Below are 26,370 nucleotides of genomic sequence, written 5' to 3' on the forward strand. Positions count from 1 at the left end.
GCCTTTTTTATTTCTGCAGGGCAGAGGAATTATGCGTAGACCGGGAAGCGTGCGCAGATATCCAGAACTTTACCTTTGACGCGCTCGATAACCGCTTCGTCATTGATGTTGTCCAGAACGTCGCACATCCAGCCAGCCAGCTCTTTCACTTCCGCTTCTTTGAAGCCGCGGCGAGTCACGGCCGGAGAACCGATACGAATACCGGAGGTCACGAACGGGCTCTTCGGATCGTTTGGCACGCTGTTTTTGTTCACGGTGATGTTGGCACGGCCCAGGGCAGCGTCAGCTTCTTTACCGGTCAGGTTCTTATCAACCAGATCCAGCAGGAACAGGTGGTTTTCAGTCCCGCCGGATACCACTTTGTAGCCGCGGTTCAGGAACACTTCCACCATCGCTTTGGCGTTCTTAGCAACCTGCTGCTGGTAAACCTTGAACTCTGGCTCCATCGCTTCTTTCAGCGCTACCGCTTTTGCCGCGATAACGTGCATCAGCGGGCCACCCTGCGCGCTTGGGAACACCGCGGAGTTCAGTTTTTTGTACAGCTCTTCGTCACCGCCTTTCGCCAGGATCAGGCCACCGCGTGGACCCGCCAGGGTTTTGTGGGTGGTGGTGGTCACAACGTGAGCGTGTGGAACCGGGTTCGGGTAAACGCCTGCGGCAATCAGACCCGCAACGTGCGCCATGTCAACGAACAGGTAAGCACCGATGCTGTCTGCGATTTCACGCATTTTTGCCCAGTCAACGATACCGGAGTAAGCAGAGAAGCCACCGATGATCATCTTCGGCTTGTGCTCTTTAGCCTGCTTCGCCATGTCTTCGTAGTCAATTTTGCCGGACTCATCAATACCGTAAGGGATGATGTTGTACAGTTTGCCGGAGAAGTTAACCGGGGAGCCGTGAGTCAGGTGGCCACCCTGCGCCAGGTTCATACCCAGAACGGTATCGCCCGGCTGCAGCAGCGCGGTGTAGACCGCAAAGTTAGCCTGAGAGCCAGAGTGCGGCTGCACGTTCGCGTAGTCAGCGCCAAAAAGTTCTTTCGCACGGTCGATAGCCAGCTGCTCAACGATATCAACGTACTCGCAACCGCCGTAATAGCGTTTGCCCGGGTAACCTTCAGCGTATTTGTTGGTCAGCTGAGACCCCTGCGCCTGCATAACGCGCGGGCTGGTGTAGTTTTCGGAGGCGATCAGTTCGATGTGCTCTTCCTGACGTACTTTTTCCTGCTCCATAGCCTGCCACAGTTCGGCATCATAATCGGCAATGTTCATTTCACGCTTTAACATCCGCATCTCCTGACTCAGCTAACAAGTAAATTTTGGCCTGAAAAGGCAGTCCTGTTGGACGACGGGCAACAGTATAACTGATTAGTTCTGTGATAACAGGTCTTGACAAACGATTTTACGCAAACGTTTTCCTACCCGCCACGCAAGGGTTTGAGGAATAAAGCTCTCGCCCTTTCCAGCGGATTTCTTTTCAGGTTTGTGATGCATATTTTTCATCTTGCAAAGAACCATTTACAACGCAGGGGTATTTTTTATAAGATGCATTTAAAATACATTATTAAAGTCACATCGGAAGGAAGCAGCTATGCTCGACGCTCAAACCATCGCTACCGTAAAGGCCACCATTCCCCTGCTGGTGGAAACTGGCCCTAAACTCACCGCCCATTTCTACGATCGCATGTTCACGCACAACCCGGAGCTCAAAGAAATTTTCAACATGAGCAACCAGCGTAACGGCGATCAGCGTGAAGCGCTGTTCAACGCCATCGCGGCCTACGCCAGCAATATTGAAAACCTGCCAGCATTGCTGCCTGCGGTGGAAAAAATCGCGCAGAAACATACTAGCTTCCAGATCCAACCTGAACAGTACAACATCGTGGGCGGACACCTGCTGGCAACCCTGGACGAGATGTTCAGCCCGGGCCAGGAGGTGCTGGACGCGTGGGGTAAAGCCTACGGGGTGCTGGCAAACGTGTTTATCAACCGTGAAGCGCAGATCTACAGCGAAAACGCCAGCAAGAACGGCGGCTGGAAAGGCACGCGCGCGTTCCGCATCGTTGAGAAAACGCCGCGCAGCGCTTTAATCACCAGCTTCGAATTTGAACCGGTGGACGGACAGCCGGTGGCCGATTACCAGCCAGGGCAGTATCTGGGCGTGTGGCTGAAGCCTGAAGGATTCCCGCATCAGGAGATCCGCCAGTATTCCCTTACCCGCAAGCCAAACGGCAAAGGCTACCGCATTGCGGTGAAGCGTGAGGACGGCGGTCAGGTTTCCAGCTGGCTGCACAACGAAGCTAACGTGGGCGACGTGGTGCATCTGGCCGCGCCGGCGGGCGATTTCTTTATGGCCGTTGACACCAATACGCCGGTCACGCTGATCTCTGCGGGCGTCGGCCAAACGCCGATGCTGGCGATGCTCGATACGCTGGCAAGATCACAGCACGGGGCGCAGGTTAACTGGTTCCATGCAGCCGAAAACGGCGACGTGCACGCTTTTGCGGATGAGGTGAAAACGCTCGGGGCCTCCCTGCCGCGCTTCACCGCGCACACCTGGTATCGCCTGCCGACGGAAGCTGACCGCGCAGCTGCCCGCTTTGACAGCGAAGGTCTGATGAATCTTAGCCAGCACGAAGGCCTATTCAGCGCACCGGAGATGCAGTTCTACGTCTGCGGGCCGGTGGCGTTTATGCAGTATGCCGCGAAGCAGCTGGTTGAGCTGGGCGTGAACAAGGACAACATTCATTACGAATGCTTCGGGCCGCATAAGGTGCTGTAATGCAAAAAGCCCCTCGTTTGAGGGGCTTTTTTTCGTCGGATGGCGGCTGCGCCTTACCCGGCCTGGAAAATATTTAAATCGCCGCGTCGTCTTCTTCGCCGGTACGGATACGGATCACGCGCGCCACGTCGAAGACGAAGATTTTACCATCGCCAATCTTGCCGGTCTGCGCCGTGCGGATAATGGTGTCCACACAGGTATCGACGATATCGTCGCTGACCACGATTTCAATTTTTACTTTCGGCAGAAAGTCGACCATGTACTCTGCGCCACGGTAAAGCTCGGTGTGGCCCTTCTGACGACCAAAACCTTTCACTTCCGTCACGGTCATCCCGGTGATGCCGACTTCCGCCAGCGCTTCACGCACATCATCCAGTTTGAAAGGTTTAATAATCGCATCAATCTTTTTCATGGTGGGTCCTTAAACTCTTGCCTGTAAGCTGCCTCGTAATCGATTGCTCACAGTATCATATTCAAGCGAATTTTGCGGTACTACTCTTTAAAATCGTTCGCTTCAAGCTCATGACGTGACAGCAACTTGTAGAATTCGGTGCGGTTGCGTCCGGCCATGCGCGCCGCGTGGGTCACGTTGCCTTTAGTGATCTGCAATAGCTTGCGCAGATAGTTCAGTTCGAACTGATTCCGCGCTTCTGCAAACGTCGGTAAGGCCGTGTTTTCCCCTTCCAGCGCCTGCTCCACCAGCGCGTCGCTGATCACCGGTGACGAGGTCAGCGCCACGCACTGCTCAATCACGTTCACCAGCTGACGCACGTTACCCGGCCAGCTTGCGGCCATCAGCCGCTTCATCGCATCGGTGGAAAATGCGCGCACGAACGGTTTATGGCGGTCGGCCGCCTGGCGCAAAAGATGGTTCGCCAGCAGCGGAATGTCTTCCGCACGTTCCGCAAGCGCAGGGATCTTCAGGTTAACCACGTTCAGACGGTAGTAGAGATCTTCGCGAAACTCGTTGCGAGCCATCACTTTTGGCAGATCGCGGTGGGTTGCCGAAATAATTCGCACGTTAATATCGATATCGCGGTTGCTGCCCAGCGGGCGCACTTTGCGTTCCTGCAGCACGCGCAGCAGCTTGACCTGCAGCGGCGCGGGCATGTCACCAATCTCGTCCAGGAACAGCGTGCCGCCTTCCGCGGCCTGGAATAGCCCTTCCCGGCTGCTTACCGCCCCGGTGAATGCGCCGCGGGCGTGACCAAACAGTTCCGATTCAAGCAGCTGCTCCGGGAGCGCGCCACAGTTAATCGCAATAAAAGCGTTCTTGCTGCGCGGGCTGGCGTTATGAATCGCCTGCGCCAGGATCTCTTTCCCGGTTCCGCTCTGGCCGTTGATGAGCACGCTGACGTCAGACTGCGCCACCATCCTCGCCTGCTCTAGCAGGCGCAGCATCACGGGGCTGCGGGTGACGATAGACTCCCGCCACGCCTCATCCCCCGCCGGAGCAGCATGTTCCAGCGCGCTGTCGATAGCCTTATACAGCGCGTCTTTGTCCACCGGCTTGGTCAGAAAGCTGAATACCCCCTGCTGCGTCGCGGCAACCGCATCCGGGATAGACCCGTGCGCGGTCAGGATAATCACGGGCATACCCGGCTGCTGCTTCTGGATCTCCGCGAACAGCTGCAGGCCGTCCATTTCATCCATCCGCAGGTCGCTTATCACCAGATCGATTTTCTCGCGGCTGAGAATTTTCAGCCCCTCCAGCCCGCTTTCCGCGGTCACGACGCTGTAGCCCTCACTCACCAGACGCATCCCCAGCAGCTTTAATAGCCCGGGATCGTCATCCACCAGTAAGAGATGGGCTGGTTTACGGCTCGTCATGCTTCACGTCCTCTTGTTTCGGCGTATCGCTGTCCGGCGCAGCGGATGAACTCCCCGGCTGATATTTACGCGACGAGAGCTGTCTTTCGATATCGGTCAGGTTCTCCAGCTTACGCGTCGTGGTATCCAGCTGGGTACGTAAATGTTGCTGCTGCTGACGCAGCGTATCAAGCTCGCTGTCGGTTGACTGTTGCAGCTTGCTGTAGCGGGAGCGCTCTTCAGAAAGCTGAAGCTGTAGCGTCTGGCCATCGCGCCAGAGCTGGTATACCGGGCGTACCTGTACGGGTAGATTGACCACAAACGTGTCCAGTCGGGTTACATTGACGCGGCGTTCGATGGGGGTGATTTTGGCATCAGCCAGCAAAATGCCGCGCTTGAAAGCGTCCTGCCAGGTGTCGTCGTCCAGCATCGCCGCCTTCGAGCGGGCGTCTACCGGCGCCAGACGCTGGGCGCAATCTATTCCACGCAGCCAGAAAAGCGGGTTGCTTTCGACGTCATGCCCTGACAGGTTCCAGATGTCTTCGCAGCGGGTCGAGAGGAAATCGGCCAGCTGGTTATCGGGCCATTTATCTTCTTGTTTATCGCTAATGGCACTTTGCGGCACATGGGAAACACACCCTGCCAGAAATAAACAGGGCAGGCTCAGGCGAAGCGTGCGGCGGGAAAACACCGCGCGTACGGCGCGGGAAAAAACGTGTGACATACTCACCAGACATAGATTCATTTTATTGATTTTTCCGGCTCAGGGGCAGTTCAATACGGAAGCAAACATCCGAACGTTCGTCCGTGGCAATGTTTAGCTCACCCTGCATGCGTCGTATGCAGTCCCGGGCAATGCTCAAGCCCAGACCGCTTCCTTTCACCGCACCTTTCCGCTGATGACTCCCCTGGAAAAAGGGCTCGAAGATCATGGCTTTTTCGTCATCGGGGATCGGGGTGCCGGTGTTAGCGACGTCGATAAACACCCGGGAACCCTTCGTATAGCTTCGGATATAAATGTTACCGGATTCAGTACCATAGTGCACCGCATTGGAATAAAGATTATCCAGCACGCTCATTAGCAGCATGGGTTCAGCCAGACAGGTCGGCGCATTCAGCTCTACACCGGTATGCATCATTTTAGCTCTTGCTGGCAAGCTATGGGCGGATATCACCATATCCACCAGCGGTTCAATCTCGACGTTTTCCAGTACGACCGCCCCATCTGCCAGCTTGCGGTTGTAATCCAGCAGTTGCTCAATCAGCTTCTGTAGATTCCGGCTGCTGTTATCCAGGATCTCGACAATTTCTTTCTGTTCGGGCGTAAGCGGCCCTGCCACTTCATCCGCCAGCAGTTCCGTTCCTTCGCGCATGCTGGCCAGCGGCGTTTTAAGCTCATGGGAGATATGGCGCAGGAACTGATGACGCTGTGATTCAAGCCACGCCAGGCGCTCGGACAGCCAGATAATGCGCTGGCCTACGGATCGCAGCTCGCGAGGACCTTTAAAGGCGACCGTATCCCCGAGCGATTTCCCCTCCCCCAGGCGGTTGATCATCCGCTGGATACCCTTCACCGGGCCGATGATCATGCGGGTAAAGAGCAGAACCAGCCCGAGGCTCACCAGGAACAGCACCAGCGCCTGCCAGCCGAAGAACTGGCCGCGCTCGGCAATCTCCTGCTGAAGCTGCTGACCGCGGGAGAAGATCACCGTACGCGTTGACTGCACCATCTCGGTGTTGGCACTGGCAAAAGCTTCGAGGCGTGCGGCGGCAGCGGAATCCGGGCCGCTGTTGCTGCATTGCAGCTGCGCGAGATCGTTCAGATCCTGACGTAACGCCTGATACAGCCTGTCGTCAGGCAAAACCCCCGCATGAGCGTCCAGCATTTCGCTGTAGCGTTTGCGCTGACTCTGATAAACCTTTTCCAGCGTTCGATCGTCAAGCACGCAATACTGACGATAGCTACGCTCCATCTCCAGGGCGGCGTTGGTCATCGCTTCACTGCGTCTGGCGTCGATGAGCGTCGTGCGATTGGTCAATGCCGCCTGCGCGCTCAGCGCGTTCAGACTTTGCCACGCCTGCCAGGCAAGGATCAGCAGCGGCAGCAGAATCAGCAGGAAGGCCATCATGACGAGCTGCCGCAGGGAGCGGGGGAAAACGGGCCAGCGTTTCAACGCATTACTCTCTTAATGGGGGTTTACGCAGAGCGTAACTGAGTCTGCCCTTCAGATACAACAAAGCCGGGTAAAAACCCGGCTTTGTCATGGAATGAGGCGGTGCCTAACTCGACGTTTCGCCCTGGCCTGATAAAGCATCGCTATGATCAGTAGTTGGACGGCAGGCACCTTTTTGTGCGTCATTCGAAGTTTATGTAGCGCTTCCCGAAGGGGCTGACATAAGAAGGTGAATGAGCCACTGGTTAATATTATGCAACACCCGTGCCAGAATGCAAAACAAAATATTAACATATTGAAATATAACGCTTTTACTCGTTAAGTTTGTTAATTATCGGTTGAATGATTTTCAGGCTAAGTGTCGCTATTAAGCAACACCTTAACGGAAACCTTTCCTGCCATATATATATCAATAACTTAAATGTCTCTTTTTGGAGACACTTAAGTTGCCGGTCTGTCGCAATTATGCGACACAAATAAAAAAGCCCGGTTGAGCTTTCGCTTACCGGGCCTGGAAGGATGTGGGACTAAAACTTAACCCAATTGCTTACGCGCATTGCGGAAGATACGCATCCATGGGCTGTCCTCGCCCCAGTTTTCCGGGTGCCAGGAGTTGCTCACGGTGCGGAACACGCGTTCCGGATGCGGCATCATGATGGTCGCGCGACCGCTTTCGCTGGTTACCGCCGTAATACCGTTAGCGGAGCCGTTCGGGTTAGCCGGGTAGGTTTCCGTGACTTTGCCGAAGTTATCGACAAAGCGCAGTGCCACCAGGCCTTTGCTCTCCAGCTGAGCCAGATGCGCAGCATCACGCACTTCTACCTGACCTTCGCCATGGGACACCGCGATTGGCATCTGTGAACCGACCATTCCCTGCAGCAGCAGAGACGGGCTCTGGGTCACTTCCACCAGGCTGAAGCGCGCTTCGAAGCGGTCAGACTGGTTACGAACAAAGCGCGGCCAGGCTTCACTGCCCGGGATCAGTTCGCGCAGGTTAGACATCATCTGGCAGCCGTTACACACGCCCAGCGCCAGGGTCTGCGGACGGTGGAAGAAGGTTTCGAACTCGTCGCGCACGCGGCTGTTAAACAGGATGGACTTCGCCCAGCCTTCGCCTGCGCCCAGCACGTCGCCGTAGGAGAAGCCGCCGCACGCCACCAGCGCCTGGAAATCTTCCAGACCGGTACGTCCGGCCAGCAGATCGCTCATGTGGACGTCGATAGCGTCAAAGCCCGCGCGGTGGAAGGCCGCAGCCATCTCAACGTGGGAGTTAACGCCCTGCTCGCGCAGCACCGCCACTTTTGGACGCGCGCCGGTCGCAATGTACGGCGCAGCGATGTCTTCGTTAATATCGAAGGAGAGCTTCACGTTCAGGCCAGGATCCTGGTCATTGGCCTTCGCGTTGTGCTCCTGATCGGCACATTCCGGGTTATCACGCAGGCGCTGCATCTGCCAGGTGGTTTCCGCCCACCACATGCGCAGCGTGGTGCGGCTTTCGCTGAACACGGCATGGCCGTCTGCTTCAATGACGAAGCGGTCGCCCTGAACGGCTTTACCCAGATAGTGCACGCAGTCTGCCAGTCCGTGCTTCGCCAGAATCGCTTCAACCGCATCGCGATCCGCCGCACGCACCTGAATCACAGCGCCCAGCTCTTCGTTGAACAGCGCAGCCAGACGGTCTTCGCCAAGCGTAGCGATGTTGGCTTCCACGCCACAGTGGCCGGTGAAGGCCATCTCTGCCAGGGTCACCAGCAGGCCGCCGTCGGAACGGTCATGGTAGGCCAGCAGCTTACGCTGCGCCACCAGCGCCTGAATCGCGTCGTAGAAGCCTTTCAGCTGCGCCACGTCGCGCACGTCGGCTGGCTTATCGCCAAGCTGACGGTAAACCTGCGCCAGCGCGGTGGCGCCCAGCGCGTTGTGGCCTTTACCCAGGTCAATCAGCAGCAGGGCGTTGTCTTCGGTCGCAAGCTGCGGCGTAACGGTGTGACGCACGTCTTCCACGCGGGCAAACGCGGTGATCACCAGCGACAGTGGAGAGGTCATCTCGCGCTGCTCGTTACCCTCCTGCCAGCGGGTTTTCATCGACATGGAGTCTTTACCCACCGGAATGGTCAGGCCGAGGGCTGGACACAGCTCCTCACCCACCGCCTTCACGGCTTCATACAGGCCAGCATCTTCGCCAGGGTGGCCGGCTGCGGCCATCCAGTTTGCGGAGAGCTTGATACGTTTAATGTCGCCAATCTGCGTCGCGGCGATGTTGGTCAGCGCTTCACCGACCGCCAGACGGGCAGATGCGGCGAAGTCCAGCAGCGCCACCGGGGTGCGTTCGCCCAGCGCCATCGCTTCGCCGTAGTAGCTGTCGAGGCTCGCGGTGGTCACGGCGCAGTTCGCCACCGGGATCTGCCAAGGGCCGACCATCTGGTCGCGGGATACCATACCGGTCACGGTACGGTCGCCGATGGTCACCAGGAAGGTTTTCTCTGCCACAGCAGGCAGGTGCAGCACGCGGTTAACCGCTTCTGCCACGGTGATGCCCTGGCGATCCAGCGCTTTTCCCGCAGCCTTGCGGGTCTGCACGTCGCGGGTCATCTTCGGCGTTTTACCGAGCAGGACGTCGAGCGGCAGATCGATCGGCTGGTTGTCGAAATGTGTATCGCTCAAGGAGAGATGCTGCTCTTCGGTCGCTTCACCGATGACGGCATACGGCGCGCGCTCGCGGCGGCACAGCTCGTCAAACAGCGGCAGCTGGTCCGCCGCAACGGCCAGCACGTAGCGCTCCTGGGATTCGTTACACCAAATTTCCAGCGGGCTCATGCCCGGTTCATCGCTCAGGATGTCGCGCAGGTTGAAGCGACCGCCGCGGCCGCCGTCGCTCACCAGCTCCGGCATGGCGTTGGACAAGCCGCCCGCGCCCACGTCGTGGATGAAGAGGATTGGGTTGGCATCACCCAGCTGCCAGCAGCGGTCGATCACTTCCTGGCAGCGGCGCTCCATCTCAGGGTTGTCACGCTGCACGGACGCGAAGTCGAGATCCGCATCAGACTGGCCGGAGGCCATCGAAGAGGCCGCACCGCCGCCCAGACCGATGTTCATCGCCGGGCCGCCGAGTACGATCAGCTTCGCGCCGACGACGATCTCGCCTTTCTGCACGTGATCGGCACGGATGTTGCCGATCCCGCCTGCCAGCATGATCGGTTTGTGGTAGCCGCGCAGCTCTTCGCCGTTGTGGCTGTCCACTTTCTCTTCATAGGTACGGAAGTAACCGTTCAGCGCCGGACGGCCAAACTCGTTGTTAAACGCCGCGCCGCCCAGCGGACCTTCGGTCATGATATCCAGGGCGGTTACAATGCGCTCTGGCTTGCCGAAATCTTCTTCCCACGGCTGTTCAAAGCCCGGGATACGCAGGTTGGAGACGGAGAAACCGACCAGACCCGCTTTTGGTTTTGCACCACGACCAGTCGCCCCTTCGTCACGGATTTCACCGCCGGAGCCGGTAGCCGCACCCGGCCACGGGGAGATCGCCGTCGGGTGGTTGTGGGTTTCAACCTTCATCAGGATATGCGCGGGCTCCTGATGGAAGTCATAGCGCCCTGCTTCGCGATCGGCGAAGAAGCGGCCCACCTCGGAGCCTTCCATCACCGCGGCATTGTCTTTATAGGCAGACAGCACGTGGTCAGGGGTTTGCTCCATGGTGTTTTTGATCATTTTGAACAGCGACTTCGGCTGCTGTTCGCCGTCAATAATCCAGTCGGCGTTGAAAATCTTATGGCGGCAGTGCTCAGAGTTAGCCTGCGCGAACATGTAAAGTTCGATGTCGTTCGGGTTACGGTTGAGCTTAACGAACGCATCCTGCAGGTAGTCGATTTCGTCTTCTGCCAGCGCCAGGCCGAGACGCAGGTTGGCGTCGATCAGTGCCTGACGGCCCTGCCCCAGCAGGTCCACGCTCTGTACTGGCGCAGGCTGATGGTGGGAGAAAAGCTTCTGTGCGTCATCGAGAGAGGCAAATACGCTCTCCATCATGCGGTCGTGCAGCTCAGCCGCAACCGCCTGCCACTGCGCGTCGCTCAGGGTTGAGGCTTCCACGTAGTACGCCACGCCGCGCTCCAGACGGTTAATCTGGCTCAGGCCACAGTTGTGGGCGATGTCGGTGGCTTTGGAAGACCAGGGGGAGATGGTGCCCGGACGCGGCGTCGCAAGGATCAGTTTGCCGGTTGGCGTATGGCTGCTGAGGCTTGGGCCATACTTGAGCAGGCGTTCCAGCTGTACGCGCTCCTCTGCATTCAGGGGGGCATTCAGGTCAGCAAAATGGACATACTCAGCGTAAATATTGCTTACCGGAAGGTCGGCCGCCTGAAAACGTGCCAGCAGTTTAGTGATACGGAAGGCAGACAGTGCAGGCGAACCACGCAGAATTTCCATCATAAGTCTCTCGTCTTCGAAGCGCCGGGGCGCTTACAGTGTGCGCAAGGGGGGAAAACGGGCGTCATTATAGAGAATCCTGAGCGCCGACGAAACCGTTTGCGTCGAAATAAAATTTGCCCAGAGGTTTAACAATAGATGTGACCTGTCTCTCTAATTGGTTGCCAAGTGGCGCAAGTTTACGCAAAATGCCGCTCATTCAATGGCAAACCTTATTATTAACATGGCTACAGCAAACTGAGGCAACCGGCGTCGCAGAGAATTAACTAATTGAAAAAATTAAAGATTAATTATCTGCTCATCGGCATTGTAACGTTGCTGTTGGCAGTGGCCCTCTGGCCTTCTATCCCCTGGTTCGGCAAAGCCGAAAACCGTATCGCCGCCATTCAGGAGCGGGGGGAATTGCGCGTCAGTACCCTCAACTCCCCGCTCATTTACAGCGACATCAACGGCAAAATCATTGGTCTGGATTATGAGCTGGCACAACAGTTCGCCGATTATCTTGGCGTGAAGCTTAAAATCACCGTCCGCCAGAATATAAATCAGCTTTTTGACGACCTCGATAACGACGATGCCGACATGCTTGCCGCCGGGCTGGTGTATAACAGCGAGCGCAGCAAGAACTACCAGCCGGGCCCGACCTACTATTCCGTTTCGCAGCAGCTAGTTTACCGCGTCGGTAGCCTGCGCCCGCGCTCGCTGGCTTCGATTAACGATCGGCAGCTGACGATTGCGCCCGGCCACGTGGTGATTGACGACCTGCGTGAGCTCAAGGAGAAAAAATATCCCGACCTGAGCTGGACGGTGGATCCGAAACTCGGCACGACGGAGCTGCTTGAGCAGGTAAAAGACCAGAAAGTGCCCTACACCATTGCCGATTCGGTCGCAATCAGCCTGTTCCAGCGCGTGCACCCTGAAATCGCCGTGGCGCTGGACGTTACCGACGAGCAGCCCGTGACCTGGTTTAGCCAGCTTGATGACGATCAGACCTTCTCTGCCGCGATGCTTGATTTTTTCAACACCATCAATGAAGACGGTACCCTGGCGCGTCTGGAGGAGAAGTACCTCGGGCACGGCGATGACTTTGACTACGTTGACACCCGCAGCTTCCTGCGCGCGGTAGACAGCGTCCTGCCGGACCTGCAGCCGCTGTTCGAAAAATACGCCCAGGAAATTGACTGGAAACTGCTGGCGGCTATTTCGTATCAGGAATCCCACTGGGATACCCAAGCCACGTCCCCGACTGGCGTGCGTGGTTTGATGATGTTAACCAAAAATACCGCGCTGAGCCTGGGCGTGAGTGACCGTACCGATGCCGAACAAAGCATCAGCGGCGGCGCGCGTTATCTGCAGGATATGATGGCCAAAGTACCGGAAACGGTGCCGGAAGAGGAGCGGATCTGGTTCGCGCTGGCGGCCTACAATATGGGCTATGCGCATATGCTGGATGCGCGAGCATTGACGGCCAAAACGAAAGGCAACCCGGACAGCTGGTCAGACGTAAAGCAGCGCCTGCCGCTGCTGAGCCAGAAGCCATGGTATAACAAACTGACATACGGCTACGCGCGCGGGCATGAAGCCTACGCCTACGTGGAAAATATCCGTAAATATCAGATTAGCCTGGTCGGGTATCTGCTGGAGAAAGAGAAAGAGACGACGGAGGCCAAACGGCTGGCTCAAAGCTACCCTGTCGTGGCGCCGGACGAACTTAATCGCCCGACGGCTTCAATTCTGCCTTTTGCTGCTTTTTCTGCTGACGGCGCATTCGAAAGAAATCGCTTAATAGTCCCGAACACTCTGGTGCAAGCACCCCGCCGATAGTCTTCACCAGGTGGTTCATCCCCGGGTGACCCAGCACGTCCATCAGTGAGCCGGCCGCGCCGGTTTTTTCATCCCGCGCCCCGAAAACCAGAGTCCCGATCCGGCTGTGCACCATCGCCCCGGAACACATCACGCACGGCTCCAGCGTCACATACAGCGTGGTATCAAGCAGGCGATAGTTTTGCAGCACCAGACCGCCCTGACGAAGCGCCATGATTTCGGCGTGCGCGGTAGGATCGTGGCGGCCAATGGGACGGTTCCACCCTTCACCAATCACCTGGTTATTGTGGACCAGCACGGCGCCTACGGGCACTTCGCCCTCGTCCCAGGCACGCTGAGCGAGCGTTAGCGCGTGGCGCATCCAGTATTCATGATTGTATTCAGGGTTGGACAACGGTTGATACTCCAGTCGAAAAGCGGCGGCATTATACACACCCCTTATGGATAAGACTATTCGAGTTGCTGGAGTTCACCTGACGGCGTGACGCGCCAGCGATGCTGGCAAAAATAGAGCAGCGGGTTGTCCTGTTTACTGTCGCTGTAGCCGCTGTACAGGCGCAGCGGCGTACCGATGCGTTTCTCCAGCTGGACCACTTTTTCATGCCCCAGACAGCGCAGGGTTAGCACCCAGCCGCCGTAACCGCGGGCAATTTGCGTGGCGATAAGATTCACGCGCGGAAGCCAGGGGGTATCAAAGTAGACCTGCTCCACAAGCGTCTGCGGGGAGCCTGTAATCAGCCAGATGTCGGCATCGTTCGCATCGAGGTAGCTGGTCAGGCGCGCCTGTACAACAGGAAAGGCCGCAACGTGACCGCGAAACCAGTGCGCAAAATCCTTTTCGAGCTGTTTGAGCCGCGCTTCGCTGTGCCCAAAGGTACATCCCCACAGCAGCAGACTCATCGGCCATCGCGCCGCACGGCCTTTCACCAGCAGCGCGATACCGATAACCGGTAAGAGCGGTAGCACGAGCAACGCATTCAGAGGCTGACGCCGCAGCAGGTAACGCATAAACGTACCAAACATATCCTGCTGATGCAGCGTTCCATCCAGATCGAAAAAGACAACGCGACGCGCGTGATTTGCCAAACCTTACTCCTCTGGGTCGTTGAATCCTAATAGCCAGGTAAAAAGGAACCCGGCGATCACCGCTACTAAATAGCCTAACAGATAGAGCATCACTTTTCCGGTCACGATGGTTAATGCCAGCGGTAAACCGGAAAGCCCAAAGGTGATCACGGTGGCGACTTTCCAGTAGCTGATCAGCGCCCCGCCTACCGCTCCGCCCAGACAGGCCGCGAGGAAAGGTTTACCCAGCGGCAGCGTAACGCCGAAAATCAGCGGCTCGCCGATGCCGAGCAGTCCGACCGGGAGTGCGCCTTTAATCATTTTTTTCAGACGCGCGTTGCGGGTTTTCATCAGTACCGCAATTGCCGCACCGACCTGCCCCACGCCCGCCATCGACAGGATAGGCAGCAGCGCGTTATAGCCGTGCGCCTGCACCAGCTCGACGTGGATCGGTACCAGCCCCTGGTGCAGGCCGGTCAGCACCAGCGGCAGGAAGGTACCGGAAAGCACAGCGCCAACCAGCAGCCCGCCGCGGTCAATCGCCAGAGACGCACCGTGGGCGATGGCCTCAGAGATCCACCCGCCTAACGGCTGGAGGGCCACAATCGCTACGCTACCGGTAATCAGCGTAGTCAGCAGCGGGTTGAGAATAAGCTCAATCGAGCCGGGCAAAACCGTGCGCAGCCTTTTCTCGATCCAGCACATCAGGATGACCACCAACAGCACCGCAATCACCCCGCCGCGGCCCGGCTGAAGCGCCTCACCAAACAGCGTGATCTGCGCCAGCTGCGGGCTGGACAAGATGCCCGCCATCACGCCGCCCATTGCCAGCGATCCGCCAAACACCTTCGCGGTATTGACCCCGACCAGAATGTTCATAATGGCGAATACCGCGCTGCCGAAGATCCCGAGAATCCCCAGCAGGTTCGGATACTGCGTGGCGAAATCCCCCACAATATCCGGTCGCTTGAGGATATTGATGATCCCGGTGATCAGGCCCGAGGCAATAAACGCCGGGATTAGCGGAATAAAGACGTTTGCCAGCTGTCGCAGCGCATCGCTCATCGGGGCTTTATATTTGGCTTTCGCCTGCGCTTTGGTGCGCTCAGTATAGTCAATCGACACGCTCGCGCTAACGCCCATCAGCGCGCGCATGGCGTCAACAACCTGCGCCGCTTTCCCCGGCCCGACGATCAGCTGATGCTGCTGGCCCTGTTTCACGTAGCCGCTGACCCCGGACAGTTGCTTCAGACGCGACACGTCAAGCTGGTCGTCGTCATGCACCTCGACGCGCACGCGCGTCATGCAGTTTTCGAGACGCTGAATATTTTTTTCCCCACCAATCCCCTGCAGGATATCGCTGGCGAGCGCTGCTGTTTTGTCCATAGACGCCTCTGTTAGTTTTCTAATGCCGCCCGTAAGAAGCCGTTATGCGCATCAAGTTTTGCTCTCGCGGTCGCCGCATCCAGCCCGCTTAAGATCATCAGAATGGCAGGTTTAACATCATGATCGGTTTGTTTGAGTACCGCTTCGGCCTCTTCACGGCCTGCGCCCGTCGCCTCCATCACCATGCGGCAGGCTCTGTCCACCAGCTTGACGTTGGTGGCCCGCATATCCACCATCAGGTTCTGATACACCTTACCGAACTTCACCATCGCGCCGGTGGAGATCATATTGAGCACCAGCTTTTGCGCGGTCCCCGACTTGAGGCGCGTGGAGCCGGTGAGCGCTTCCGGCCCGACCACCGGAGAGATAGCGATAGCGGCCACCTGCGCAATCGGGGAGCCCGGATTACAGGAGATGGCCACCGTCGTGCAGCCGGTCTGGTTTGCGTATTCCAGGCCGCCAATGACGTACGGCGTGCGCCCGGATGCCGCCAGACCGACCACCAGATCCTTCTCCGTCAGATTCAGCGCCTTCAGGTCATCCTCGCCCAGCTGTTTGTTATCTTCCGCCCCTTCAACGGCTTTCAGCAGCGCGCCGGGTCCACCGGCAATTAACCCAACGACCAGACCATGCGGCACCCCAAAGGTGGGCGGACATTCTGACGCATCCAGGACCCCAAGACGCCCGCTGGTCCCCGCCCCCATGTAGATAATGCGTCCGCCGGCCTTGAGGGCTTCCGCCGCCGCATCGACCGCTTTCGCCACCTCGGGTAATGTCCCTTTCACTGCCTGCGCGACCAGCGTATCCTGTTGATTAAAGCGGTTAACCAGCTCCAGGGTGGAGAGCGCATCCAGATCCATGGTTTGCGGGTTACGCGTTTCAGAAACAAGTGAGCCAAGATTCATTTTTGTACCTCAAGAATTTTTAATTCATAATAATCACACTATAATGGAATATAAAATTCATTCAGGCGAGCAAAATTCGTATTTGCGCAGATAATCACATTTTCGCCAGGAGACCGTATGAACTGTTTAATTCGCATTCGCCAGCGCTACGCAGGCTTTGCCCAAAGCGACAAGAAGCTGGCGGATTTTCTGCTTTCTCAACCCGATCGCGCGCGCCACCTCAGCTCGCAGCAGCTGGCGAGTGAAGCCGGCGTGAGCCAGTCCAGCGTGGTGAAATTTGCCCAGAAGATTGGCTTTAAGGGCTTCCCCGCCCTCAAGCTGGCGATCAGTGAAGCGCTGGTCAGTAACCCTAACCCGCAGTCCATGCCGGTGCATAATCAGATCCGCGGCGATGACCCGATGCGGCTGGTTGGAGAAAAGCTGATCAAAGAGAACGTGGCGGCCATGCATGCGACGCTTGATGTGAATACCGAAGAGAAGCTGCTGGAGAGCGTGGCGATGCTGCGCGGCGCGCGGCGAATCATTCTGACCGGCATCGGCGCGTCCGGACTTGTGGCGCGTAACTTTGGCTGGAAGCTGACAAAAATTGGCCTTAACGCCATCGTCGAACAGGATATGCACGCCCTGCTGGCGACCGTACAGGCGATGGATCCTGACGATCTGCTGCTGGCCATCTCCTATTCCGGCGAGCGCCGCGAGATCAACATGGCCACCGATGAAGCGCTGCGCGTCGGCGGTAAAATTCTGGCGATCACCGGTTTTACGCCGAATGCCCTGCAGCAGCGGGCCACGCGCTGTTTATATACCATTGCCGAGGAGCAGGCCACGCGCAGCGCGGCTATCTCGTCCACCAGCGCACAAATGATGCTGACGGACCTGCTGTTTATGGCGCTGGTGCAGCAGGATCTGGAGCGCGCGCCGGAGCGCATTCGACACAGCGAAGAACTGGTAAAGAAACTGGTTTGACGCGTATAATGCCCGCCCAGTTTGTGTTGTTTCTGAGAATTTCCTGATGGCGCTGTTAATTACCAAAAAATGCATTAATTGCGATATGTGCGAGCCCGAATGCCCGAACCAGGCCATTTCGATGGGCGACAGCATTTATGAGATTAACAGCGACCGCTGCACCGAATGCATCGGCCACTATGAAACGCCGACCTGTCAGAAAGTGTGCCCGATCCCGAATACCATTCTGAAGGATCCGGCGCACGTCGAGAGCGAAGAGCAGCTGTGGGATAAGTTTGTCCTGATGCACCACGCGGACAAACTTTAACTTTCGATGATCACCGTAGCGCTGGCATAGTGGCGTTCATCCGCGATCGTCACGTGCATGTGATTCACGCCCAGCTTCTCTGCAAGCTTTTGCGCCTCGCCCCATAAACGCAGGCTTGGCTTACCCAGCTCATCGTTAAACACTTCAAACTGGTTGAACGCCAGACCGTTACGAATGCCGGTCCCGAAGGCTTTGGCCGCCGCCTCTTTTACCGCAAAGCGCTTTGCCAGAAAACGCACCGGCTGCTGATGCGCTTCCCAGATGGCCCATTCGTTATCGCTCAGCACGCGCCTTGCGAGGCGATCGCCGCTGCGGGCGATCACCGCTTCAATGCGGGCTATTTCAACGATATCGGTACCCAAGCCCAGAATGGCCATTACTGACGCGCTTCCTGCATCAGGCGTTTCATTTCTGAAACCGCCTCTTTCAGGCCGCTCATCACCGCGCGGCCAATGATCGCGTGACCGATGTTCAGCTCGTGCATTTCCGGAATGGCGGCAATGGCCTTCACGTTATGGTAGGTCAGGCCGTGACCGGCATTGACCTTCAGGCCCAGGCTCGCCGCGTAGGTGGCCGCTTTAGCAATACGCTCCAGCTCTTTCGCCTGCTCGGCATCGTTTTTGGCATCAGCATAGCAGCCCGTGTGGATTTCGATATACGGCGCGCCCACGTCGGCTGCCGCTTTAATCTGGGCGAAATCAGCGTCAATAAACAGAGAAACCAGGATACCGGCATCCGCCAGGCGCTTGCAGGCATCGCGCATTTTGTCGAGCTGGCCGGCCACATCCAGACCGCCTTCGGTGGTCACTTCCTGGCGTTTTTCCGGCACCAGGCAGCAGAAATGCGGCTGAGTCTCACAGGCAATCGCCAGCATCTCTTCGGTGACCGCCATCTCCAGATTCATACGGGTGTCCAGCGTCTGGCGCAGAATGCGCACGTCGCGGTCGGTGATGTGGCGGCGGTCTTCACGCAGATGAACGGTAATGCCGTCGGCGCCAGCCTGTTCAGCGATAAATGCCGCCTGAACCGGATCGGGATACGCCGTGCCGCGCGCATTACGCAGCGTGGCGATATGATCGATGTTGACGCCTAACAGTAATTCAGCCATGACAATCCTCGGTTTTCTTTTCGATTCTGTGGTCTAACGTTTCGGCACAAACTGCCTGAATAATTCGCGGCTCTTTAAGGGCTTGCCGCCAAGATACGGCTTGAGGGCAATCCGGGTAAAGCGTTTTGCTGCGCGCAGGGTATCCCGATCGGGAAACTCGCGCTCATACAGCGCCCGGAGCTGGCGCCCGGTAAAGGTGCTGTTGTCGATCACGACGCTGGCAATAAAGCCTTTTTCTTCGCGGTAGCGGTAGGTCATGGAGTCTTCCACTTCGTCACCGCTGCCCGCACAGTGCAGAAAATCGACCCCGTACCCAAGATGACCCAGCAGCGCCAGTTCAAAACGCCGCAGCGCAGGCTCGGGCGTGCCGGTTGCGCCAGCCAGCGCCTGGATACAGTGCAGATAATCAAAGAAAAGTTCAGAGAAGCGAGTCTCATGTTCAAGAACGCGAGAGATGAGTTCATTGACATACAGACCGCTGTAGAGCGTGATGCCGGAGAGAGGAAGCGCCAGGGAGACGGCTTCGGCGCTGCGCAGGGTTTTAACTTCCCCTCGCCCACCAAAGCGAACCAGCAGCGGCGTGAAAGGCTGTAGGGCGCCTTTCAGGTTAGAACGTTTGGAACGTGCGCCTTTGGCAACAAGGCGCACGCGGCCCGACTCTTCCGTGAAGACGTCCAGCATCAGGCTGGTTTCGCTCCAGGGACGACTATGCAGAACGAAGGCGCGCTGCCATCCTTCCATCATACTCGTCGTCTTGAGTTACTGGTCTTCGCCGTAACCGAGGCTGCGCAGAGCACGCTCATCATCGGCCCAGCCAGATTTCACTTTCACCCACAGTTCGAGGTGAACCGGCGCTTCGAACATCTCCATCATGTCCTTACGAGCTTCAATGCCGATGGTTTTGATCTTGGCGCCTTTATTGCCGATCACCATCTTCTTCTGCCCTTCGCGCTCAACGAGGATCAGGCCGTTGATGTCGTAGCCGCCACGCTCGTTGCTCTGGAAACGCTCGATCTCCACCGTCACAGAATACGGCAGTTCAGCGCCCAGGAAACGCATCAGCTTTTCACGAATGATTTCAGACGCCATAAAGCGCTGAGATCGATCGGTGATGTACTCTTCCGGGAAGTGATGAATCGCTTCCGGCAGATGCTTACGCACGATGCCCGCGATGGTGTCCACGTTCAGACCCGTCTCTGCAGACAGCGGAACGATGTCGAGGAAGTTCATCTGGCTACCCAGCCACTGCAGATGCGGCAGCAGATCGGCTTTTTCCTGCACGTTGTCCACTTTGTTGACCGCGAGGATGACCGGCGTTTTGCCGTCACGCAGCTTGTTCAGCACCATCTCGTCGTCCGGCGTCCAGCGGGTGCCTTCCACAACGAAGATCACCAGCTCCACGTCGCCAATCGAGCTGCTCGCCGCCTTGTTCATCAGACGGTTGATGGCACGCTTCTCTTCCATGTGCAGGCCCGGGGTATCGACGTAGATCGCCTGATACGCGCCTTCAGTATGGATACCGACGATGCGGTGACGCGTGGTCTGCGCCTTACGCGAGGTGATAGAAATCTTCTGCCCAAGCAGATTATTCAGAAGAGTGGATTTGCCAACGTTCGGACGTCCGACGATGGCAATAAATCCGCAATAGGTCTTTTCTTCGCTCATTCCAGCTCCAGCATTTTTAACGCCTGTTCGGCGGCAGCCTGTTCAGCCTTACGACGGCTTGAACCTGTGCCCACCACCGGTTCACTCAGGCCACTGACCTGGCAATGGATGGTAAATTCCTGATCGTGCGCTTCGCCACGAACCTGCACCACCAGATAAGACGGCAGCGGCAGATGACGTCCCTGCAAATACTCCTGCAGACGCGTTTTCGGATCTTTTTGTTTATCGCCCGGGCTGATTTCGTCCAGACGGGTCTGATACCAGTTAAGGATCAGCTTTTCTACGGTCTGGATATCGCTGTCCAGGAACACACCACCAATTAATGCTTCGACCGTATCGGCAAGAATAGATTCACGACGGAAGCCGCCGCTTTTCAGTTCACCCGGCCCAAGACGCAGACATTCGCCCAGTTCAAATTCGCGCGCGATTTCCGCAAGGGTATTACCCCGAACCAGTGTGGCGCGCATACGGCTCATATCCCCTTCATCCACACGCGGGAAACGATGATAAAGCGCATTCGCAATCACGAAACTTAAAATAGAGTCGCCTAAAAACTCGAGACGCTCATTATGTTTGCTGCTGGCACTGCGGTGGGTTAATGCCTGTTGCAACAACTCCTGATGATGAAAAGTGTAGCCCAGCTTCCGTTGAAGCCGATTAATTACGATGGGGTTCATGCGATACCAATAAATGAATGCGTCAAAAATGCAGCACACGAAACCGACCTGAGAAAACCAACGCGGTTTCGTGTGCCGTGGCACCCTTGCAGGGCCAACCTTAAACTTCGGGGGAATATTCTATACACAACGACAGGGGATGTCGTTAGTTCGAAGAGATTTATCGTGGAAATAATTCACGTAGCCGCTAATTAAAGCGGCTACGCGTTCATTTATTGAGAATTAATGGATTCCGCCGATACGATTCAGGCGTACACCGGTCGGCCATTCGCCTTCCTGCTTCTCAAAACTCATCCAGATGGCGGTAGCTTTACCGACCAGATTCGCTTCCGGCACAAAGCCCCAGTAACGGCTGTCCGCTGAGTTATCGCGGTTGTCACCCATCATGAAGTAATGCCCTGGCGGTACAATCCAGCTCGCGAGCTGCTGGCCCGGCTGACGATAGTACATACCCAGCTGATCCTGCGCGATCGGCACGGTGAGGATTCGGTGCGTCACATCGCCCAGCGTCTCTTTACGCTCAACCAGACGAATGCCGTCCTCTTTGGTTTCACCTTTCGGTACCTGGAAGAATCCGCTGGTCGCTTCGCCGCCGTTACGACGAGCAAAGGTCTGCACAAAATCACTTGGCTCAACGTTTGAGTAGGTGATTGGCAGCGCGTTTTCGCATGCGGTACCGGAGCTGCAGCCCGGCTGAACGGTGACTTCTTTCGCAACCGGATCGTAAGTCACTTTATCACCCGGAAGACCTACCGCGCGCTTGATGTAGTCGAGGCGCGGATCTTCCGGATATTTGAACACCACGATGTCGCCGCGTTTCGGATGACCGGTTTCGATCAGCGTTTTCTGGTAGATCGGATCTTTAATGCCGTAGGCAAACTTCTCTACCAGAATAAAATCACCGATCAGCAGCGTTGGCATCATTGAACCTGATGGGATCTGGAACGGCTCGTAAATAAACGAACGTACGACCAGCACAATCGCCAGCACCGGAAATACCGAGGCGCCCGTTTCCAGCCAGCCCGGTTTCGGGCCGACTTTCTTCAGGGTTTTCGCGTCAATCTCATCGCCAGTGGCTGCCTGTGCGGCAGCCTGACGTTCGCGACGTTTTGGGGCGAAGATAAACTTATCCAGACACCACAGCAGACCTGTCACCAGGGTAGCAATGACCAGGATCAGGGCAAACATGTTCGCCATGCCAACTCCTTAGGGTTATTTGCCGTCTTTACCAACATGAAGGATGGCAAGGAATGCTTCCTGCGGCAGCTCGACGTTACCGACCTGCTTCATACGCTTCTTACCTTCTTTCTGCTTCTGCAGCAGCTTTTTCTTACGGCTGACGTCACCGCCATAGCACTTCGCCAGTACGTTTTTACGCAGCTGTTTCACGGTGGAACGCGCGATAATATGGTTGCCAATGGCCGCCTGAATCGCGATATCGAACTGCTGACGCGGGATCAGATCTTTCATCTTCTCAACCAGCTCGCGGCCACGGTATGGCGCATTGTCGTTGTGGGTGATCAGCGCCAGCGCATCCACACGCTCTCCGTTGATCAGCACGTCCACACGCACCATGTTGGAGGCCTGGAAGCGTTTGAAGTTGTAATCCAGTGACGCATAGCCACGGGAGGTCGACTTCAGACGGTCGAAGAAGTCGAGTACCACTTCCGCCATCGGGATTTCGTAGGTCAGCGCCACCTGGTTACCGTGGTAAACCATGTTGGTCTGCACGCCGCGCTTCTCAATACACAGCGTAATGACGTTGCCCAGGAACTCCTGCGGCAGCAGCATGTGACATTCGGCAATCGGCTCACGCAGCTCGTGAATATTGTTCAACGGCGGCAGCTTGGATGGGCTGTCGACGTAGATCACTTCTTTCGAGGTGGTTTCAACTTCATATACTACCGTCGGCGCGGTGGTGATCAGGTCCAGATCGTATTCACGCTCCAGACGCTCCTGAATGATCTCCATGTGCAGCAGACCAAGGAAGCCGCAGCGGAAGCCGAAGCCCAGCGCCGTTGAGCTTTCTGGCTCATAGAACAGGGAGGCATCGTTCAGGCTCAGCTTGCCAAGGGCATCACGGAAGTTTTCGTAGTCGTCAGAGCTAACCGGGAACAGGCCCGCGTAAACCTGCGGCTTCACCTTTTTAAAGCCTGGCAGCGCTTTATCTGCCGGGTTACGCGCACCCGTCAGGGTATCACCCACCGGCGCGCCGAGGATGTCTTTGATGGCGCAGACCAGCCAGCCTACCTCGCCGCATGTCAGCTCGGTGCGGTCAACCTGTTTTGGCGTGAAGATACCCAGACGGTCGGCGTTATAGACCTGTCCGGTACTCATAACCTTGATTTTGTCGCCTTTGCGCATGGTGCCGTTTTTAATACGCACCAGGGAGACAACGCCCAGATAGTTATCGAACCAGGAGTCGATAATCAGCGCCTGCAGCGGGGCATCCGGATCGCCTTCCGGGGCCGGAATATCACGCACCAGACGTTCCAGCACGTCGGTGACGCCGACACCGGTTTTCGCGGAGCAGCGCACGGCATCGGTCGCGTCAATGCCGACAATATCTTCAATCTCTTCCGCTACGCGCTCAGGATCGGCGGCTGGCAGGTCGATCTTGTTCAGAACCGGCACAACTTCGAGATCCATTTCCATCGCGGTGTAGCAGTTTGCCAGGGTCTGGGCTTCAACGCCCTGCCCGGCATCCACCACCAGCAGCGCGCCTTCACAGGCCGCGAGCGAGCGTGAAACTTCATAGGAGAAGTCAACGTGGCCTGGGGTGTCGATAAAGTTCAGTTGATAGGTTTCACCATCAGCCGCTTTGTAATCAAGCGTAACGCTCTGCGCTTTAATGGTGATACCGCGTTCGCGTTCCAGGTCCATGGAGTCCAGAACCTGGGCTTCCATTTCACGATCAGACAGGCCACCGCAAATCTGGATAATACGGTCAGACAGCGTCGACTTACCGTGGTCAATGTGAGCAATGATCGAAAAGTTACGTATGTTCTTCATATAGTTAAATAATTATGCCTTACGAATTCCTGGAGGCCGCTGTTCTTAGCCTGACGTTTTTCAGTGCGAAAACGCAGCATTCTACACTACATCCTCGCTACCTGGAAATGCACTTAGAGACTGGTATAGCGTGAAGAAAGGACGTTTTCTGTTTTAGGGTGTAAAAAAAGATAAAGCCCGATGGATCACCGGGCCTCAGAAGAGAGCGTTTCAACACGAAGCTGGTCTGGCGCCAGCCCAACGCTGAGAATGACAGGCTGCCACTCCTCGCGCGCGGCAAGCGTTGGGGAGAGACCTTTGGCAAGCCAGAATCCCCCCACGCCACCCAATGCGGCACCGCACATAGCGGCCATATCGGTACCAAACAGCATCTGAAACAGACCACCCATGATAAACAGGCCGACCAGCGGAGAGAGATACACCAGCATAGCGGAGCTGAGCAGGCTGCCTTCCGCGATGCCCAGTTCCACCTTCTGCCCGGCCATCAGCGGCTGTTCGCTTGGCACTGAAATCGTGTGCGATGTTTGTGGCCCGAGCTTGTTCAGCACGCGGCTGCCACAGCCAGCGCGGGATGCGCAGCTATTACATGAGGCTTTAACATCGCAGCTCACCAGCGCAATGCCGTTCTGCCATGAGACTACCGTCGCCCACTCTTTGATCATTGTGCAGCCCTGAATTTAATGCTGTCGGAAATACGCTTCGCCGTTTGCGGAGGGAGTTCTCCCACAATGGTGATCTCTGCATTATCGCGTACCGTTGTACTCACCGTACGGCGCCCGGTACGCAGCATTTGTTCAGCGCTGTTTGCCGTTGCGCGATTGATATTTACCGAGAAGCTAAACAAACCATCTGAATAGAGGCGCGATTCCACCGGCGTTTCAATCGTTGGCAGCTGACGACGGCTGCTGGACACTTCGCTAAACCCTTGTGGGATCCAGGCAGGTACCCAGTTGAAATTAACGGAATCCCCGGCAGGAACAGAAAGTAGCGGCGGCAGGCTGGCCTTAGCCAGATTCTGCATGCTGTTGCCAACCTGATTGTTCACGCTGAACGAAATAACGCGGAACTGTTCCAGCGTTTCACCGTCACGGTCAAGCAGGTCTACACGCATCGGGAGTTTAGTTTCAGCGTCGATCCAGACAATATAGCTGTAGCGCGTTCCATCCCGGGCGACAACGCGGATCACCTCGCAAAGTCTGTCCGCAATACGCGTACGCCCTACCGAAATAAAATCGTAGTAAGGGGCAAGCCGTTTGAAGTCGGTGTAAATGAGTGACGGCAGGGAATCAACGATATAGTCGCCATTCAGCGTGAAAGGCTCCAGGCCGGGCTCGAAATAGCTGATTTCGTTACCACGCTGGACAACTTCCCGACGCGGACCATCCATCTGTAAAAGCTGGGCGAGCGGCTGGTTATCAAGACGGGCATGGCGATAGCGTAACGACTCGACGCCCTGCTTGTTGATGCTGATAAATGCCAACTCGTAATTGAGTGACTGGCTGGCCAGATTCATTTGCTGCAACAACGCCCCGGATGATACATCAGCCGAGGCGTTGGCAGAGAAGAACAGGCTACCCGCCATCAGAGACATGGCGAACCAAAGTTGCTTCATTACTGCGATTGCGTTCCTAAAGTTTGGTTTCCGGGCACCTGCACAGCAGCTTGCTGTGTCTGCGCCTGCTCAAACTGAAGCTGTTCAGAGTGCAGACGACGCTGCAACTCATAATCCTGCAACATCGCATTAATGCGACGGCGCTGCTCCTGAACCTGCTGTTGCTGGCCGCCGCTGGCGGAAGCATCAGCCGGTACGCCCAGGCTTACCGGGCTGGCTTTGCCCATCATCGGCAGTGTGTTAAACACTGGCGCTTCTGGCTGCTGATTAGTTTCAGACTGAGTATTATAGTGCTGGACGCCAACAATAACTGCAAGCGATACGCATGCAGCCACACCCATTTGGGTAAGCTGGCTGGCCCACGGGCGCACCTTTTGCCAGAATGGCATTTTCTGCCACTGGTGAGGTGCGGGTTGAGCTTCAGGAATCAGCGGAGTGGTCTGATGAACAGGCTCATTCTCAATCGCCGCCATGACGCGGGCTGAGATATCGAAATGGAGAACCTCGCCGGTGTCACCGCGAAGGGTGTCACGGATGAGATGGTAACTCTCCCAGGTCTCTTGCATTTCGGGAGAATGAGACAGCTCGTTGAGCAGCTCACTATCTACCGTTTCACCATCCATTAAAGCGGAAAGTTTTTCTTTCTGCATGCCTAATACCTTTTCC

Annotated in this window: 24 protein-coding genes; 4 read left to right on the forward strand and 20 right to left on the reverse strand. The window is 56.7% G+C overall.

The annotated features are described in order from the left end of the window. Positions 1–29: 29 nt before the first annotated feature. The gene (gene glyA / locus ELK40_RS16995; RefSeq protein WP_008502165.1) at positions 30–1,283 is read right to left on the reverse strand and encodes a serine hydroxymethyltransferase; all 1,254 of its coding nucleotides are present in this window, start codon (positions 1,281–1,283) and stop codon (positions 30–32) included. Positions 1,284–1,587: 304 nt separating this feature from the next. Here glyA and hmpA point away from each other — a divergent pair, with 304 nt between their 5' ends. After that, positions 1,588–2,778: an NO-inducible flavohemoprotein gene (gene hmpA / locus ELK40_RS17000; RefSeq protein WP_127731970.1), complete on the forward strand. Its 1,191-nt coding sequence runs from the start codon at positions 1,588–1,590 to the stop codon at positions 2,776–2,778. 73 nt (positions 2,779–2,851) lie between these two features. Here hmpA and glnB read toward each other — a convergent pair whose 3' ends face one another. The 5 genes from glnB to purL all read right to left on the reverse strand — a co-directional run bounded on the left by glnB (position 2,852) and on the right by purL (position 11,183). Beyond that, complete coding sequence (gene glnB / locus ELK40_RS17005) at positions 2,852–3,190, reverse strand: nitrogen regulatory protein P-II (protein ID WP_003860685.1); 339 nt, start codon at positions 3,188–3,190, stop codon at positions 2,852–2,854. 80 nt (positions 3,191–3,270) lie between these two features. Continuing rightward, a complete protein-coding gene (glrR, locus tag ELK40_RS17010) occupies positions 3,271–4,608 on the reverse strand; it encodes a two-component system response regulator GlrR (RefSeq protein WP_021241871.1) in 1,338 nt (445 codons plus the stop codon). Next, complete coding sequence (qseG, locus tag ELK40_RS17015) at positions 4,595–5,332, reverse strand: two-component system QseEF-associated lipoprotein QseG (RefSeq protein WP_127731972.1); 738 nt, start codon at positions 5,330–5,332, stop codon at positions 4,595–4,597. The genes glrR and qseG overlap by 14 nt, the downstream gene beginning before the upstream one ends. 1 nt (position 5,333) lies before the next feature. After that, on the reverse strand, positions 5,334–6,761 hold the full coding sequence (qseE, locus tag ELK40_RS17020) for a two component system sensor histidine kinase QseE/GlrK (RefSeq protein WP_127731974.1): 1,428 nt from the start codon (positions 6,759–6,761) through the stop codon (positions 5,334–5,336). A 534-nt stretch (positions 6,762–7,295) separates the two neighbouring features. Beyond that, positions 7,296–11,183 (reverse strand): phosphoribosylformylglycinamidine synthase, encoded by a 3,888-nt coding sequence (gene purL, locus ELK40_RS17025; RefSeq protein WP_115876016.1) that lies wholly within the window; start codon positions 11,181–11,183, stop codon positions 7,296–7,298. Positions 11,184–11,450: 267 nt separating this feature from the next. Here purL and mltF point away from each other — a divergent pair, with 267 nt between their 5' ends. Then, positions 11,451–13,001 (forward strand): membrane-bound lytic murein transglycosylase MltF, encoded by a 1,551-nt coding sequence (gene mltF / locus ELK40_RS17035; protein ID WP_127731976.1) that lies wholly within the window; start codon positions 11,451–11,453, stop codon positions 12,999–13,001. Here mltF and tadA read toward each other — a convergent pair. From tadA to murQ, 4 genes are read right to left on the reverse strand one after another with little or no spacing between them, the layout of a single operon-like run. After that, positions 12,889–13,395, reverse strand: coding sequence for a tRNA adenosine(34) deaminase TadA (tadA, locus tag ELK40_RS17040; protein WP_206529368.1), 507 nt, complete (start codon positions 13,393–13,395; stop codon positions 12,889–12,891). The genes mltF and tadA overlap by 113 nt on opposite strands. A gap of 56 nt (positions 13,396–13,451) precedes the next feature. Beyond that, on the reverse strand, positions 13,452–14,087 hold the full coding sequence (gene yfhb, locus ELK40_RS17045; protein ID WP_039263757.1) for a phosphatidylglycerophosphatase C: 636 nt from the start codon (positions 14,085–14,087) through the stop codon (positions 13,452–13,454). Between the two features lie 3 nt (positions 14,088–14,090). Then, the gene (locus ELK40_RS17050; protein WP_127731980.1) at positions 14,091–15,452 is read right to left on the reverse strand and encodes a PTS transporter subunit EIIC; all 1,362 of its coding nucleotides are present in this window, start codon (positions 15,450–15,452) and stop codon (positions 14,091–14,093) included. A gap of 11 nt (positions 15,453–15,463) precedes the next feature. Then, on the reverse strand, positions 15,464–16,357 hold the full coding sequence (gene murQ / locus ELK40_RS17055; protein ID WP_127731982.1) for an N-acetylmuramic acid 6-phosphate etherase: 894 nt from the start codon (positions 16,355–16,357) through the stop codon (positions 15,464–15,466). Between the two features lie 117 nt (positions 16,358–16,474). On the opposite strand from murQ, the gene ELK40_RS17060 reads away from it, so the two are divergent. Together ELK40_RS17060 and ELK40_RS17065 are read left to right on the forward strand one after the other, a co-directional pair. Then, complete coding sequence (locus tag ELK40_RS17060; RefSeq protein WP_023333056.1) at positions 16,475–17,323, forward strand: MurR/RpiR family transcriptional regulator; 849 nt, start codon at positions 16,475–16,477, stop codon at positions 17,321–17,323. 46 nt (positions 17,324–17,369) lie between these two features. Further along, entirely contained in the window at positions 17,370–17,630 is a 261-nt protein-coding gene (locus ELK40_RS17065; RefSeq protein ID WP_008502177.1) for a YfhL family 4Fe-4S dicluster ferredoxin, read from the forward strand. Here ELK40_RS17065 and acpS read toward each other — a convergent pair. The 10 genes from acpS to rseA all read right to left on the reverse strand — a co-directional run bounded on the left by acpS (position 17,627) and on the right by rseA (position 26,354). Next, positions 17,627–18,007 carry a holo-ACP synthase gene (gene acpS / locus ELK40_RS17070; protein ID WP_023294331.1) on the reverse strand — a complete coding sequence of 127 codons (381 nt, stop codon included), beginning with the start codon at positions 18,005–18,007 and terminating at the stop codon, positions 17,627–17,629. The genes ELK40_RS17065 and acpS overlap by 4 nt on opposite strands. Further along, complete coding sequence (gene pdxJ, locus ELK40_RS17075; protein ID WP_115876019.1) at positions 18,007–18,738, reverse strand: pyridoxine 5'-phosphate synthase; 732 nt, start codon at positions 18,736–18,738, stop codon at positions 18,007–18,009. Before pdxJ ends, acpS begins: the two co-directional genes overlap by 1 nt. Before the next feature lie 33 nt (positions 18,739–18,771). Further along, positions 18,772–19,479, reverse strand: coding sequence for a DNA repair protein RecO (gene recO / locus ELK40_RS17080; protein WP_115876088.1), 708 nt, complete (start codon positions 19,477–19,479; stop codon positions 18,772–18,774). Between the two features lie 18 nt (positions 19,480–19,497). Then, positions 19,498–20,403 (reverse strand): GTPase Era, encoded by a 906-nt coding sequence (gene era / locus ELK40_RS17085; RefSeq protein WP_087449597.1) that lies wholly within the window; start codon positions 20,401–20,403, stop codon positions 19,498–19,500. Beyond that, positions 20,400–21,080, reverse strand: coding sequence for a ribonuclease III (rnc, locus tag ELK40_RS17090; protein ID WP_003860711.1), 681 nt, complete (start codon positions 21,078–21,080; stop codon positions 20,400–20,402). Before rnc ends, era begins: the two co-directional genes overlap by 4 nt. Before the next feature lie 222 nt (positions 21,081–21,302). Then, positions 21,303–22,277: a signal peptidase I gene (lepB, locus tag ELK40_RS17095; protein ID WP_048978831.1), complete on the reverse strand. Its 975-nt coding sequence runs from the start codon at positions 22,275–22,277 to the stop codon at positions 21,303–21,305. A 15-nt stretch (positions 22,278–22,292) separates the two neighbouring features. Beyond that, positions 22,293–24,092, reverse strand: coding sequence for a translation elongation factor 4 (gene lepA / locus ELK40_RS17100; protein ID WP_023308849.1), 1,800 nt, complete (start codon positions 24,090–24,092; stop codon positions 22,293–22,295). Between the two features lie 185 nt (positions 24,093–24,277). After that, the gene (rseC, locus tag ELK40_RS17105; protein WP_115876022.1) at positions 24,278–24,754 is read right to left on the reverse strand and encodes a SoxR-reducing system protein RseC; all 477 of its coding nucleotides are present in this window, start codon (positions 24,752–24,754) and stop codon (positions 24,278–24,280) included. Continuing rightward, positions 24,751–25,704 carry a sigma-E factor regulatory protein RseB gene (rseB, locus tag ELK40_RS17110; protein WP_023308851.1) on the reverse strand — a complete coding sequence of 318 codons (954 nt, stop codon included), beginning with the start codon at positions 25,702–25,704 and terminating at the stop codon, positions 24,751–24,753. The genes rseC and rseB overlap by 4 nt, the downstream gene beginning before the upstream one ends. After that, a complete protein-coding gene (gene rseA / locus ELK40_RS17115; RefSeq protein WP_008502186.1) occupies positions 25,704–26,354 on the reverse strand; it encodes an anti-sigma-E factor RseA in 651 nt (216 codons plus the stop codon). Before rseA ends, rseB begins: the two co-directional genes overlap by 1 nt. Between the last annotated feature and the right edge of the window lie 16 nt (positions 26,355–26,370).

Source organism: Enterobacter sp. N18-03635, from assembly GCF_004006055.1.
Classification (GTDB): domain Bacteria; phylum Pseudomonadota; class Gammaproteobacteria; order Enterobacterales; family Enterobacteriaceae; genus Enterobacter; species Enterobacter vonholyi.

Excerpts from the sequence above, each read along its gene's own strand:
- glyA (WP_008502165.1), bottom strand. The coding sequence starts at position 1,283 with ATGTTAAAGCGTGAAATGAACATTGCCGATTATGATGCCGAACTGTGG.
- hmpA (WP_127731970.1), top strand. The coding sequence starts at position 1,588 with ATGCTCGACGCTCAAACCATCGCTACCGTAAAGGCCACCATTCCCCTG.
- glnB (WP_003860685.1), bottom strand. The coding sequence starts at position 3,190 with ATGAAAAAGATTGATGCGATTATTAAACCTTTCAAACTGGATGATGTG.
- glrR (WP_021241871.1), bottom strand. The coding sequence starts at position 4,608 with ATGACGAGCCGTAAACCAGCCCATCTCTTACTGGTGGATGACGATCCC.
- qseG (WP_127731972.1), bottom strand. The coding sequence starts at position 5,332 with ATGAATCTATGTCTGGTGAGTATGTCACACGTTTTTTCCCGCGCCGTA.
- purL (WP_115876016.1), bottom strand. The coding sequence starts at position 11,183 with ATGATGGAAATTCTGCGTGGTTCGCCTGCACTGTCTGCCTTCCGTATC.
- ELK40_RS17050 (WP_127731980.1), bottom strand. The coding sequence starts at position 15,452 with ATGGACAAAACAGCAGCGCTCGCCAGCGATATCCTGCAGGGGATTGGT.
- murQ (WP_127731982.1), bottom strand. The coding sequence starts at position 16,357 with ATGAATCTTGGCTCACTTGTTTCTGAAACGCGTAACCCGCAAACCATG.
- ELK40_RS17060 (WP_023333056.1), top strand. The coding sequence starts at position 16,475 with ATGAACTGTTTAATTCGCATTCGCCAGCGCTACGCAGGCTTTGCCCAA.
- ELK40_RS17065 (WP_008502177.1), top strand. The coding sequence starts at position 17,370 with ATGGCGCTGTTAATTACCAAAAAATGCATTAATTGCGATATGTGCGAG.
- acpS (WP_023294331.1), bottom strand. The coding sequence starts at position 18,007 with ATGGCCATTCTGGGCTTGGGTACCGATATCGTTGAAATAGCCCGCATT.
- pdxJ (WP_115876019.1), bottom strand. The coding sequence starts at position 18,738 with ATGGCTGAATTACTGTTAGGCGTCAACATCGATCATATCGCCACGCTG.
- recO (WP_115876088.1), bottom strand. The coding sequence starts at position 19,479 with ATGGAAGGATGGCAGCGCGCCTTCGTTCTGCATAGTCGTCCCTGGAGC.
- era (WP_087449597.1), bottom strand. The coding sequence starts at position 20,403 with ATGAGCGAAGAAAAGACCTATTGCGGATTTATTGCCATCGTCGGACGT.
- rnc (WP_003860711.1), bottom strand. The coding sequence starts at position 21,080 with ATGAACCCCATCGTAATTAATCGGCTTCAACGGAAGCTGGGCTACACT.
- lepB (WP_048978831.1), bottom strand. The coding sequence starts at position 22,277 with ATGGCGAACATGTTTGCCCTGATCCTGGTCATTGCTACCCTGGTGACA.
- lepA (WP_023308849.1), bottom strand. The coding sequence starts at position 24,092 with ATGAAGAACATACGTAACTTTTCGATCATTGCTCACATTGACCACGGT.
- rseC (WP_115876022.1), bottom strand. The coding sequence starts at position 24,754 with ATGATCAAAGAGTGGGCGACGGTAGTCTCATGGCAGAACGGCATTGCG.
- rseB (WP_023308851.1), bottom strand. The coding sequence starts at position 25,704 with ATGAAGCAACTTTGGTTCGCCATGTCTCTGATGGCGGGTAGCCTGTTC.
- rseA (WP_008502186.1), bottom strand. The coding sequence starts at position 26,354 with ATGCAGAAAGAAAAACTTTCCGCTTTAATGGATGGTGAAACGGTAGAT.